The 13,670-nt window shown below is 60.8% G+C and carries 8 protein-coding genes; 5 read left to right on the top strand and 3 right to left on the bottom strand.

Going from position 1 to position 13,670, the window contains the following annotated elements:
- Positions 1-2: 2 nt before the first annotated feature.
- From etfB to ACEN93_RS14415, 4 genes are all read left to right on the top strand, one after another.
- Entirely contained in the window at positions 3-773 is a 771-nt protein-coding gene (etfB, locus tag ACEN93_RS14430; protein WP_074692129.1) for an electron transfer flavoprotein subunit beta, read from the top strand.
- Positions 774-1,958: 1,185 nt separating this feature from the next.
- A complete protein-coding gene (locus ACEN93_RS14425; RefSeq protein WP_495610192.1) occupies positions 1,959-5,411 on the top strand; it encodes a GMC family oxidoreductase N-terminal domain-containing protein in 3,453 nt (1,150 codons plus the stop codon).
- Positions 5,412-5,559: 148 nt separating this feature from the next.
- Positions 5,560-7,428: a c-type cytochrome gene (locus ACEN93_RS14420; RefSeq protein WP_495610191.1), complete on the top strand. Its 1,869-nt coding sequence runs from the start codon at positions 5,560-5,562 to the stop codon at positions 7,426-7,428.
- A gap of 25 nt (positions 7,429-7,453) precedes the next feature.
- Complete coding sequence (locus tag ACEN93_RS14415) at positions 7,454-8,698, top strand: metallophosphoesterase family protein (protein ID WP_495610190.1); 1,245 nt, start codon at positions 7,454-7,456, stop codon at positions 8,696-8,698.
- A 142-nt stretch (positions 8,699-8,840) separates the two neighbouring features.
- On the opposite strand, the gene gbca is transcribed toward ACEN93_RS14415, so the two are convergent.
- Entirely contained in the window at positions 8,841-10,133 is a 1,293-nt protein-coding gene (gene gbca / locus ACEN93_RS14410) for a glycine betaine monooxygenase oxygenase subunit (protein WP_039768012.1), read from the bottom strand.
- A 293-nt stretch (positions 10,134-10,426) separates the two neighbouring features.
- Between gbca and gbcB the strand changes: the two genes are divergently transcribed.
- A complete protein-coding gene (gbcB, locus tag ACEN93_RS14405) occupies positions 10,427-11,527 on the top strand; it encodes a glycine betaine monooxygenase reductase subunit (protein ID WP_011336281.1) in 1,101 nt (366 codons plus the stop codon).
- Positions 11,528-11,755: 228 nt separating this feature from the next.
- Here the strand turns inward: gbcB and ACEN93_RS14400 are convergent, their stop codons facing one another.
- Both ACEN93_RS14400 and ACEN93_RS14395 read right to left on the bottom strand, forming a co-directional pair.
- Positions 11,756-12,580 carry an SDR family oxidoreductase gene (locus tag ACEN93_RS14400; RefSeq protein WP_039768013.1) on the bottom strand — a complete coding sequence of 275 codons (825 nt, stop codon included), beginning with the start codon at positions 12,578-12,580 and terminating at the stop codon, positions 11,756-11,758.
- 354 nt (positions 12,581-12,934) lie between these two features.
- Positions 12,935-13,468 carry an REP-associated tyrosine transposase gene (locus ACEN93_RS14395; protein ID WP_074692140.1) on the bottom strand — a complete coding sequence of 178 codons (534 nt, stop codon included), beginning with the start codon at positions 13,466-13,468 and terminating at the stop codon, positions 12,935-12,937.
- Positions 13,469-13,670 lie beyond the last annotated feature (202 nt).

Genomic DNA, 13,670 nt, shown 5'->3' with positions numbered 1-13,670 from the left:
TTATGAGCACAAAGATCATCAGTCTGGTTTCAATCGGCGCCCACCCGACCTCCGGCCGCCCTCGCCGCGCCGATCAGGACGCCCGCGCGGTGGAACTCGGCCTGCAACTGGCGGGGGATAACCTGCAAGTGCTGCACGCCGGCGACATCGCGGAACCGGCGCTGCGCGCCTATCTGGGCATGGGGCTTGCGCAGATGCATGTGCTGGAACAACCGGCGGGCGCCGATGCGCTGCCGGCGTTGACCGAGTATCTGCGTGATGCTGGTGCCCAGGTCGTGTTGACCGGCAGCCAGGCGGAAACCGGAGAAGGTTCGGGGATGCTGCCGTTTCTGCTGGCCGAAGGGCTGGGCTGGCCGCTGGTGGTGGGTCTGGCGCAGGTCGAGTCGATCAACGACGGTTCGGCGTTGGTGCTGCAAGCGTTGCCTCGCGGGCAGCGGCGCCGGCTGAAGGTGCGCTTGCCGTTTCTGGCGACTGTGGATAACGCTGCGCCCAAGCCTCGGCAGAGTGCTTACGGCCCGGCGCGGCGTGGCGTTCTGCAGGCAGAAGATGTGGAAGTGGTGGACGACGAATTGCTTGCGGTGGCGACCCTGCAACCGGCCAAGCCTCGGCCGAAACGGTTGAAGGTGATCAAGGCCAAGAGCGGGGCGGACCGGATGAAGGCGGCGACGGCCAAGGCCAGTGGCGGTGGGGGGCAGGTGCTCAAGGGTGTGACTGCTGAGGCCGGGGCGGAAGCGATTTTGAAGTTGTTGATTGAAGAGGGGGTTGTCCGCTAGAAGCCCCCTCACCCTAGCCCTCTCCCGGAGGGAGAGGGAACTGACCGAGTTGAGCTGGCTATTTACATCGACCTGCGACTTCAGCGGTGACCTTGGTTTGGCCAAGCCTGAGAACACATTGATCTTTCAGGTCGATGTAGTTCAGAAGGGCAACTCGGTCGGCTCCCTCTCCCCCCGGGAGAGGGCTGGGGTGAGGGCAGCGGTCACAAGCCATCCACTCCTCAGAATTTACACACAATCCCTGTTAACCACTCTGTGGATAACATGTTCGCCCCTCTCCCAACCCCATACAAACCAAGCCCTCCAGCCCTCAGATCAAAAAACAACCAGCCTAACTCGCGGTTTTTTCTGAGTTTTTCCCCAGAACAACTCCCAGACTTGCCCCCAATCTCTGTTGGCGCTTCTGTGGATAAGATGTTCGCTATCCGCTGCAAGCCATATATAACGTGGCTTACAAAGATCTGATCAAAAAACGATCAATTCAGCCTTTTAACCCATCAATCCCCACACAAACCCCGATTTATCAACGCTTCCAGCGCTTTTCCACAGCACCCGCCAAGTTACCCCCGAACTCTGTTGGCGCTTCTGTGGATAAGGTGTTCGCCATCCTCTGCAAGCCACGTAATACTTGCCATGTAGCGATTTGATCAAAAAACACTCAATCGCTAATGGAAACCCTGCTTCTGGATAAGTCACGGTTTTTCTTCACAAAACCGCGACTATTTTTTCAGATCATCCACAGTTGTCCCCATTAGCTGTGGGTGGCTATGTGGATAACTTGTTTGCCAAACCCTGCAACCCCCGGCGGGCTTAGTCCAAAAGGCGATTGATCAGATTTCATACAGTTCTAAGAGCCTGCCTTGACTTCGATCCGGTGCCTGTCTTCACTGCAATGGCACAAGGACAGCTGTCACTTATCCACATCTGGTTCAGGGAGAACGCGTGATGGATACCCGGCCCCACCGCTTACCCCTCAATCCCTGCATGCTTCGTGCTCTGCCGGCACCTTCGCCGCGCAAGCGCACGTTGCGTCGTGCCGCCAATCAGCACGCCCGTCTGTAGCGCCTGATTCCTGCCCAAACCGCTGTACTGCCGTCGGGATTACCCGAAGGCCAGGTGCCCGTTCGCCCATCGATTGCAGGCAACCGCAGAGTTGCCCCATCTGCCTGAGAGAGGAACCACCTCATGACACGGATCGCAACGCCCATCAGCGACATCAAGGAACACTACGACGTGATCGTCATCGGCTCCGGGTACGGCGGCGGCATTGCCGCTTCGCGCCTGTCCCGGGCCGGTAAAAAGGTCTGTCTGCTGGAACGCGGTCGGGAGATCCAGCCCGGCGAATACCCCAACACCATGATCGCCGCGACCGAAGAGTTGCAGGTACACGATCCGGACGGCCACATCGGCTCGCGCACCGGGTTGTTCGACCTGCACGTCAACGCGCAGCAGAACGTGGTGGTCGGTTGTGGCCTCGGCGGCACGTCGCTGATCAATGCCAACGTTTCCCTGGAGCCGACTGTCGATGTGTTTCAGGATCCGCGCTGGCCATTGGCGGTGCGCGAAGACCACGACGGCTTGCTCCAGTTGGGTTACCAAAAGGCCCGGGAGATGCTCAAACCCAATCCCTACCCGAGCACCGCGCCGAACCTGCCGAAACTCGATGCCAACAAAAAATCCGCAGATTTCCTCAAGCAAGGCGCGCACTTCTACAAGCCGCCGATTAACGTGACCTTCGACAAACTGCCGAACAACCTCAACCACGTCGGCGTCGAGCAACTGCCGTGCAACCACTGCGGCGACTGCGTGTCGGGCTGTAACAACAAGGCCAAGAACACCACGCTGATGAACTACCTGCCGGACGCCACCAATCACGGCGCGGAGATTTTCTGTCAGGCCCAGGTGCGGCATCTGGAGCGCGACGGCAATGGCTGGATCGTGCACTTCCAGTACCTCGATAGCGGCCGCGAGAAGTTCGATGCGCCGACGCTGTTCGTGAAGGCCGACATCGTCGTGGTGTCCGCCGGCACCCTCGGCTCCACTGAAATTCTGCTGCGTTCGCGGGACAAAGGCCTGGCGATGTCCGGCCAGCTCGGCGAGAACATGAGCGGCAACGGCGACATCCTCGGCTTCGGCCACAACTGTGAGCAGACCATCAACGGCATCGGTTTCGGCGCGCATTCGGCCAAGGAACTGCAACCGGTCGGCCCGTGCATCACCTCGATCATCGACATGCGCACCGAGGGTGACCGCAGCAGTCGCATGGTCATCGAGGAAGGCTCGATCCCCGGCGCGCTCGGCCGGCCGATGGTGCCGGCGATGGCCGGGTTCGCCGAAATGATCGGCAAGCCCACCGACGACAGCTTCAGTGGTAAGGTGAAGTACAAGGAGCGCGAAGCCGAAAGCTTCCTGCGCGGCCCGTATCACGGCGCGCTGCACAACATGCAGACGTACCTGATCATGAGCCACGACAGCGGCCAGGGACGCATGGTTCTCGACAGCAAGGATCAACTGCGCATCGACTGGCCGGGTGTCGGCGAGCAGGAAAACTTCAAGATCGGCAACCAACGGCTGTATCAGAGCACCAAAGCCCTGGGCGGGATCTGGGTCGAGAATCCGATCTGGACCAAGCTGCTCAAGCACAGCATCGTCTCGGTGCATCCGCTGGGCGGTTGCGTGATGGGTGAAGACGCCGCGCAAGGCGTGGTCAACCACAAGGGCCAGGTGTTCAGCGGTGCCAGTGGCACCGATGTCTACGCCAACCTGTACGTGACCGACGGCGCGGTGATCCCGACGTCACTGGCGGTCAATCCGCTGCTGACCATCTCTGCCGTGAGCGAGCGCAACATGGGCCTGCTGGCGGCCGACCGTGGCTGGACGATCGACTACACGCTGCCGTCGGCGCCCCGCAAACAGACCGCGCCGCCGACCCTTGGCGTGCAGTTCACCGAAACCATGAAGGGCTACTTCTCCCGCGCCTTTACCGCCGCGCAAAGCACCGACCTGAAGGTTTATGAGGCGGCCGCCAAACGCGGCGAGGCGGACAACTCGCCGATCGACTTCACCCTGACCATCACCGCCAACGACCTCAACCGGATGATCAAGGAGCCGGAACACGCCGCGACCATCGTCGGCACGGTGATCGCCCCGGCGCTGTCGCCGGAACCGCTGACCGCCAGCAACGGTGTGTTCAACCTGTTCGAGCAGTTCGAGCAGCAGGTCGATACGCGCCACATGAAGTACGACATGAAACTGACCGCCGAGGACGGCAACGACTACTTCTTCAGTGCCTTCAAGACCGTGCCGGAAGACAACGGCGTGCTGAATATCTGGCACGACACCAGCACCCTCTACGTCACGCTGTATCGCGGGCCGGACAAGACCGGCGAGGTGATCGGCTCCGGAGTGATGCACATCAAACCGACCGATTTCGCCAAGCAGATGACCACCATGAAAGTCCTCAATGCGCGCAACGAGCGTGAGCGCATCGAAGGGCTGGCGCGGTTCGGCAAGTTCTTCGCCGGGATTCTCTGGGAGAGTTACGGCGGAGTGTTCGCCGGTGACAAATACTTCAACCCCGACGCGCCGCCACGGCTGAAACGGCCACTGGATGCACCGACGCCTGCCGTGCATTTCTTCTCCACCGAAGACGGCGTGCAGTTGCGCCTGACCCGTTATCAGGCCGGCAGCAAAGGACCGGTGATGCTGGTGCATGGTCTGGGTGTGGGCTCGAATATCTTTTCCACCGATACGATCCAGACCAACCTGCTGGAGTTTCTGTGCAAGCACGATTACGACGTGTGGCTGCTGGATTTCCGGGTGAGCATCCTGCTGCCGGCAAGCAAGAAGGAGTGGAACGGCGAGCAGATCGCCCAGTACGACTTCAAGGCCGCCATCGCACAGATCCAGCAGGAAACCAAAGCCAAAGACGTGCAGTGCGTGGTGCATTGCTACGGCGCGACGACCTTCTTCATGTCGCTGCTCGCCGGTTTGCAGGGCGTGCGTTCGGTGGTCTGCTCACAGATTGCCGCCGACACGGTGGTCGCGACGGCAACGGGGCTGAAGGCCGGTCTGCACTTGCCGGGGATGCTTGACGCAATCGGCATCAAATCCATGACTGCCTACGCCGACAGCAAGGAGAACTGGTTCAACCGGCTCTACGACAAGGCCCTCAACGGCTACGCGCGGATCGAAGCCCAGGGCTATTGCACCAACCCGGTGTGCCACCGCATCACTTTCATGTACGCCTCGCTGTATCGCCACGACACCCTCAACGAGACGCTGCACGACAACCTGCACGAGCTGTTCGGCGAGTCGAACATCGAGACCTTCGAGCACCTGGCGCTGATCGTGCGCAAAGGGCATCTGGTGGATTTCAAAGGGCACGACGTGTACATGCCGCACTTTGATCGGCTGACCATGCCGATCTGCTTCATCAGCGGCGCCGACAACCAGTGTTATCTGCCGGAGAGCACGCTCAAGACCTATCAGCGGGTTTGCGAGAAGCACGGGCCGGAACGCTACAGCCGGCATGTGGTGCCGGGTTACGGCCACATCGATTGCATGTTCGGCAAGAACGCGGTGGTCGATGTGTACCCGATCATCCTTGAACACCTGGAGAAAACAGCCCTCGGATAGCCCCCGATCGTATCGATCGTTCCCACGCTCTGCGTGGGAACGCCGCCATGGACGCTCTGCGTCCGCTTTTGTGACGCGGAGCGTCACGAGATGCATTCCCCCGCGGACGGTTCGACGCTTCGACGGGGGAACGATCTGGGGAACTGATATGGACAGCTACATCCGCTGGTTTCAACGCTTCATCTGGCTCGGCATTGCAATGAACATGGTGTTCGCGATCCCGGCGCTGTTCGCGCCGGGGTTGCTGACATCGGTGGTCGGCCTGCCGCCGCAACTCTCCGACCCGTGGCTGGAAAACGCCGGGATGCTGCTGGTCGGCATCAGCGTGTTCTACATGCCGTCGGGCTTCAACGCGCCGCGCTACGTGGTGCACTCCTGGCTGTGCGTGCTGACGCGGCTGATCGCCGTGGCGTTCTGGATCTACCTGATCAACACCAGCAGCCAGGGCTCGGTGTTCGTACCGATGCTGATGGGCGACCTGAGCTTTTTCCTGATCCTCGGCATCCTGCTGTACCTCGGCACCACCCCTGAAAACCGACCACTGGCCCTGCTGTGTGACGGCTGGCGCGAATGGCGGGCGGCGTGGGCGCGGCAGTGGCAGAGTCACGCGTTCAAGGTCGGCACGCTGATCGTGGTGGCGCTGCTGGCGTTCATCGGTTTCCAGACCTGGTATCAGATGCTGCGCGTGGTGCCGGAGCAGGATTACGCCTCCGACGAAGACCACTACAAATACGCCGCGATTGGCTTGGGCATCGAAGCGCGAATCCCGTATTACCTGTTCTCGGTGCTGCCGCAGATGTGCCCGGAAAAGCTGCCGAAACCCGGTGGCTGGGAAGTCTTCGGTTTCCTGTTCGAGAACGGCAAGGACCTGCCGATCGGCATGGCCAAGCGGCAGATCGGCTACCCGACCGTCGAGCCGAACTGCGCGCTGTGCCACACCGGTTCCTACCGGGCGAATGCCAGCGACGTCGCGGTGAATGTGCCGAGCGCACCGGCCAACACCCTGCAACTGCAAGCCTTCCAGTGGTTCGCCTACGATTGCGCCAGCGATCCGAAATTCACCACCGACGCGGTGATGGCGGCGATCAACAGCAAGTTCCAGCTCGGCTTCTTCGAGAAGATCTACAACCGTTACCTGATCATCCCGATGGCCAAGAGCGCGCTGCTCAAACAGAAGCAGGCCTACGCCTGGCAGAAGCTGCGCCCGCAACAGGGACCGGGGCGAACCGACACCTTCAACCCGACGAAGATGGTGGTGTTCGGCTTCCCGGATGACTCGACCATCGGCACCGTCGACCTGCCGCAAGTGTGGAACCAGAAACCCCGGGAATCGATGTACCTGCACTGGGACGGCAATAACAACAAGATCCACGAGCGCAACTACGCCGCTGCGATGGCGGTGGGCGCGACGCCGGAGTCGGTGCTGCCGCCGAGCTTCAATCGGGTGACCAACTGGCTGCTCGGGCACAAGGCGCCGGCGTGGCCGTGGGCACTGGATCAGGCGAAGGTCGCTCAGGGCAAACCGCTGTGGGAGGCTAACTGCGCGGGTTGTCACGATTTCGGTCGCGTCGACACCGGGCAGGTCACCACCAACATCGACCAGCTCGGCACCGATCCGCACCGGCTGAACTCGTTCACCACCGGGCTGGTGGCGGCCTTCCACACCTTCAAGAAACCGCCGTTCGATTTCGGTGCCTACCGCAAGACCCAGAGCTATAGCAACACGCCCACCGACGGCATCTGGCTGCGCGCGCCGTATCTGCACAACGGCTCGGTGCCGACCCTGTGGGACTTGCTGCAACCGCCGGAAAAACGTCCACAGGTGTTCATCACCGGCTCCGATGTCTACGACCCGGTCAACGTTGGCTTCGTGACCAGTGGCGCCCAGGCCAAAGCCTCGGCGGATTTCACCTACGACACGCGCCTGGAGGGCAACCACAACAGCGGTCACCTGTACGGCACGACGCTGTCGGACGCCGACAAGCGTGCGCTGATCGAATTCATGAAAACCCTGTGAACCCTTACGGATAGAGGATTACGCCATGTCAGCGGTCGGGCATCTGAAACACGAATACGACAAGGTCAAGCTGCGCCTGCACGGCTTGTTCACGCGCATCGAAATGGCCTGGATGAAGCTCATCAGCGAGCTGGAGCCGCAGGAGTTTCAAGCCATCATCAAATTGCTCCAGCGCGGTCACGATCAGGCGCAATACGTGCTCAAGCACGGCGAGCTGCCGGACGACGAGCCGGCCGTGCCGTGGGAGTTGTCCCACGGTTTGTCGATCCTGCGTATCGGCAACGCGACGCCGCTGCCGCAATCGCCCGATCAACTGCAGACCAAGGTGCTCAAGGACGGCACGCTGCTGGGCTGTCGCAAGTGGGAGCTGCTGGATCTGCTGTGGAGCGAGGCGCTGCTGAAGTGGATCGAGAACCTGCGCCATCACGCGACCTTCGGCACCGATCCGGCACTGGTGAAAATGGATCGCGAAGTGACGCTGGCGATTGCCGGCGACTGGGGCACCGGGCCGTTCAACAGCCATGCGCCGGCGGTGTCGGTGGCCAACCAGATGCAATTGGCCAATGCCGATTTCACCATTCACCTGGGGGATGTCTATTACGCCGGCACCCACTCCCAGGAAGACACCGACATGGCCGGCTGGCCGATGGGCACCCACGGTTCGTTCACCCTCAACTCCAATCACGAGATGTACAGCGGCGCCCACGGCTATTTCAAGGAGCTGGCCGCGCGTTTTCCGGGGCAGCAGGGCACCAGCTACTTTGCGCTGATCAATGACGACTGGCTGATTGTCGGGCTGGACACGGCGTACGCCTCGGATGTCATGAACCTGTACATGGACGGCACGTTGAACAAGCCGCAGATCGAGTGGATGAAAAGCCTGCCCAAACGCAAGAAACTCATGGTGCTCAGCCACCATCAGGGCTTCGACATCACCGGGCACAACAAGACCGCGCTGTATCAACCGGTGTGCGATGCACTGGGGCGCGAGCCGGATTACTGGTACTGGGGGCATCTGCACAATGGCATCGTCTATGCGCCGCAGGGTGGGCTACACGCGCGCTGTGCCGGGCATGGAGCGATTCCCTACGGCACCACCAGCGAGCTGAACGGGCATTCGCGGGTGCTGTTTTCGGAGACGCAGGATGCCAACGATCCGGACTATCCGCTGCGGGTGTTGAACGGCTACGCGAAGATCAGGTTGGTGGGGGAGGAGATTTTCGAGGAGTTTATCGGGGAGGATGGATCGGTAAGGTGGTCATCGAAATGATGCGGTGATTGTGTGATCGTTCCCACGCTCTGCGTGGGAACGCCTCAATGGACGCTCTGCGTCCGCTTTTGGGACGCAGAGCGTCCCGGGCTGCATTCCCACGCAGAGCGTGGGAACGATCTGTCACTTGCCAGCGATGCTCTTAGCCTTGGACAGGCACGCCTTTGAGGTACGGAGCAGGCTCGGCGCCGAGGTTGCTCAGCATCCGCTCGCTGTACCAGTCCACGAAGTTGACCACGCCGAACTCATAGGTCTTGGAGTACGGGCCCGGCTGGTAGGCGGTGGAGTTGATCCCGCGCTGGTTCTCTTCGGCCAGACGACGGTCCTGATCGTTGGTCGCGTCCCATACCTGGCGCATGCGTTCGACGTCGTAATCCACGCCTTCGACCGCATCCTTGTGCACCAGCCATTTGGTGGTGACCATGGTTTCCTGAGCGCTTATCGGCCACACGGTGAACACGATGATGTGGTCGCCCATGCAGTGGTTCCACGAGTGCGGCAGGTGCAGGATGCGCATCGAGCCCAGGTCCGGGTTCTTGATCCGGCCCATCAGCTTGGCGCAGCCCTGTTTACCGTCCATGGTCATCGACACGGTGCCCTTGAGCAGCGGCATGCGCACGATACGGTTGCGCAGGCCGAAACTGGCGTGGGCGTAAGGGATCTTCTCGGCTTCCCAGGCAGCGGCGGAGGCGGCGACGTGGTCCTTGAACGCCTGATCGGCGCGCGGGTCGGTGACGTCGTCCCATTCCAGCAGGGTTTTCAACAGTTCCGGGTGCGAACCGTTGCAGTGGTAGCACTCGCGGTTGTTTTCCAGCACCAGTTTCCAGTTGGCCTTTTCCATCAAGGTGGTTTGCACCGCCACCTTGGTGTTTTCCATGTCGTACGGTTCCATGTAGTGGTTCAGCGTCGACAGGAAGTCATCGATGGCCGGCGGGTTCTCCGCCAGGCTGATGAAGATGTAGCCGCCGGCAGTCTTCACGTTCACCGGTTTGAGGCCGTATTGCTTCATGTCGAAGTCGGCGCCCATCTCGGTGCCGGCGAACAGCAGGCGACCGTCCAGCTCATACGTCCACTGGTGGTAATGGCAGACCAGTTTGGCGACCTTGCCCTTGTCGCTGGTGCACAGGCGCGAGCCACGGTGGCGGCAGACGTTGTGGAACGCGTGCACCACGCCTTCGGCACCGCGAATGACGATGATCGGGTTCTTGCCGATCTGCAGGGTGATGTAGTTGCCCTTGGCCGGGATCTCGCAGGTCATGCCGGCGATCAACCACTCTTTCTGGAAGATCTCCTGCATGTCGATATCGAACAGACGCTCGTCACTGTAGAACGGTTGCGGCAGCGAATAGGTGCGCTCGCGTTCCTGGAGCATTTGTGCGGTGGCCTTGCGTGCGGGTTCCAGCGGGTCGCCCAGGCTGATTTTTGCGGTGTCCATCGATGAATTCCTCAAGGCCATCTGCGTGGCCGCGAAAGTGGCTGATCGGGTGTGCGGCTAAAGGGTGCAACGCAAGGTGTAAAGAATCTGTTTGTGTTGGGGCGAGTGTGGGGCCGGCGCAGGCGAGAACCTTATCCATGGGCGACATGGTGCAATCTGTTCCCGACGCGCAACCCCCGGTGGTTGGGGGCTGGTCGCGATAAGTATGTCAATGTCGCGGATAGGTAAACGGGGCGTTCGCGCTATACGCAGAATCGCCACATGAAGGCCGACAGTCGGCCGTGGAGAACAGCATGTCGAACAGCTTCCTGAATCCGGTCACCACCCAGACCTGGGCCAATGGCCGACACATCGTCCGTTGCGTCAAAGTCATCCAGGAAACCTGGGATGTGCGCACCTTCTGCTTCATGGCCGACCAACCGATCCTGTTCTTCTTCAAGCCCGGGCAGTTCGTGACCCTGGAGCTGGAAATCGAAGGCCAGCCGATCATGCGTTCGTACACCATCTCCAGCTCGCCGTCGGTGCCGTACAGCTTTTCGGTAACCATCAAGCGGGTGCCGGGGGGCAAGGTGTCCAACTGGCTGCACGACACGCTGCATGAAGGCCAGGAGCTGGCGGTGCACGGGCCGGTCGGGCTGTTCAACGCCATCGACTTCCCGAGCCCGAAAGTGCTGTATCTGAGCGGCGGTGTCGGCATCACCCCGGTGATGTCCATGGCGCGCTGGTTCTACGACACCAACGGCAACGTCGACATGACGTTCATCCACAGCGCCCGCTCGCCGAAAGACATCATTTACCACCGCGAGCTGGAACACATGGCGTCGCGGATCGACAACTTCAGCCTGCACCTGATCTGCGAAAAGCATGGGCTGGGCGAGCCGTGGGCCGGCTATCGCGGCTACCTCAACCACAAGATGCTCGAACTGATGGTGCCGGACTTCCTCGAACGCGAAGTCTTCTGCTGCGGCCCGACGCCGTACATGACCGCGGTCAAGCGCCTGCTGGAAAACGCCGGCTACGACATGAAGCGCTATCACGAGGAGTCCTTCGGCGCCACGCCGCCGGAAGCTCGTGCCGACGCGGTGGAACAGGCCGAGCAGGCGGCGGAAGCACCGGAAGTCCCGGCGGCGGATCTGCACCTGGTGGAATTCACTTCTTCAGACAAGAGCATCCGCGTTGCGCCGGGCGAGACCGTGCATGCGGCGGCTGCGAAGGTCGGCCTGATGATCCCGAAAGCCTGCGGCATGGGGATCTGCGGGACGTGCAAGGTGCTCAAGCTGGGCGGCGAGGTGGAGATGGATCACAACGGCGGGATCACCGAGGACGACGAGGCGGAGGGGTACATTCTTTCTTGCTGCAGTGTGCCGAAGGGGGATGTGCGGATCGAATATTGAGTGGTACTTCAAAAGCCCCTCACCCCAGCCCTCCCGAAACGTCGGACCGCCCGGAGGGAGAGGGAGCTGATTGGGGGATGCTCTAGGAATACGCCGACCTGAATTTTCTTTGCCGAATCCATAATCGATAAGGTCTTGCAGGTCGATGTAGCTCGCCAAAACAACTCGGTCGGTTCCCTCTCCCTTTGGGAGAGGGCTAGGGTGAGGGGGATTTCACAGACTTGCTGATCAATCCACAAACAAATCCGTCATCAACTTCGCATCACTCCCCGGCTCAAAACGGTAATGATCGAATTCGGTCACACCGCTTTCGCGCAAAATCTCCTCATCAATCAACAACCGTCCGGTAATTCGCCGTCCGCTGCTGTCCAGAATCACATGTGCCGCATCCGCCATGATCGCTGGCGTGCGCGCATGCTTGAACGACTCGCGATTGCCCAGCTGAAATTCGATCGCCGCCGTGGCGATCATGGTCTGCGGCCACAGCGAATTGACGCTGATCCCGTAGTTGGCGAATTCCTCGCTCATCCCGACCGTCAGCATGCTCATGCCGTACTTGGTCACGGTGTAGGGGCTGTATTGCGCGAACCATTTGCTGGCCAGATTCAGCGGCGGTGACAGGTTAAGGATGTGCCCGGAGGATTTTTTCAGATAGGGCAGGGCGGCCTGGCTGCACAGCAGCACCGCGCGGGTGTTGATCTGATGCATCAGGTCGAAACGCTTCAGCTCGATGTGCTGCACACCGGTCAACTTGATCGCCCCGGCGTTGTTCACCAGCGCATCGATCCCGCCGAAATGTTCATTGGCCTGGGCCAGCGCCTGACGCACCGCGTCTTCATCACGCACATCCAGTTGCAGCGCCAAAGCCTTGCCGCCGGCCGCTTCGACTTCGGCGGCGACACTGTGGATGGTGCCGGGCAACTTGGCGTGCGGCTCGGCGCTCTTGGCCGCGATCACGATATTGGCCCCGTCCCGCGCGGCCCGCAGCGCAATCTCACGCCCGATGCCACGGCTGGCGCCAGTGATGAACAGGGTTTTGTCTTTCAGCGACATGCGGATGCTCCTGCTTATTGTTATGTGAGCGATGGCTCGACAGACAATGTAGACGATGGAGCTGAAACGGGAGGGAGCCTGATCGCCGATCGTTCCCACGCGGAGCGTGGGAACGAGAAGGGTAAGGAGGTCGATGTGACCTAGCGTCAGGAGGCGACTGTGGCGGCGGTAAGAGAGTCAGTTGTCGCTTTGAGTGGTGATCGTTCCCACGCTCCGCGTGGGAATGCAGCCCTTGACGCTCCGCGTCATGACGATGCCTGGCGTTGCATCGGTGGTGCGGCAGGAACGCGGAGCGTCCCGGTATGCATTCCCACGCAGAGCGTGGGAACGATCTGCGTACGGGATATCAGGAGTTCAGTACCAGCGCTGAACTTCGATCAACCCGTCCAGTCCTGCATAGTTTCGGGCGCTTGAATACCGCCAGTGTTCCGGTAACTCCACATAACCACGCTTTACCGGGTTGTTATGGATGTAATCGAGTTTCTGACGCATGACTTCTTCGCTGTAGACCATCTCTGCGTGAGCGCCTTCCTGCCACATCTGATACACCCGATCTTCCTTGTGTGCCCGTTTGCTGAAGCGAAGGCGCTTCAATGCTCTTTCGGCGCCCCTGTTTTGCAGGTCATCAATGATCTGTCGGGCGGTGAAGGATTTGAATTGGCTCAGGCATTTGCTCAGGTCAGGCGCCTGGGCGACGAAGTGCAGGTGGTTTTCCAGGATCACGTAGCCGTAGAGCTTCAGTTGCTGGTGGGATTGTTGATAGCGCCAACAGTTGAGCAGGTGGTCGACGAGGTAAGGGCGGACGAACAGTGGCAGCCACTCCACCAGCGTGCAGGTCAGGAAGTGAGGCTTTTCGGGTTCGGTGATGGTGTAGCGGCTTCGGCCCATGGGATTCATCCTTGAATCTTGCGGTGCTGTTGAGAGAAACGCGGAGCGTCCCCGGATGCACTCCGACGCAGACGGCTCGACGCCTCGACGGGGGGACGAGCAGAGTGGGGTGGTCGGAGTGATCGCGCTAGAGGCGAAGTCTGTAGCGGCGGTGGGAAAAGTCATCTGTAGCTTTTGATCGTTCCCACGCTCTGCGTGGGAA

The sequence above is a fragment of the Pseudomonas sp. Pseusp21 genome, assembly GCF_059492145.1.
Note: the sequence above shows the minus strand (reverse complement) of the source record. Positions and strands in the feature narration are given on the sequence as shown.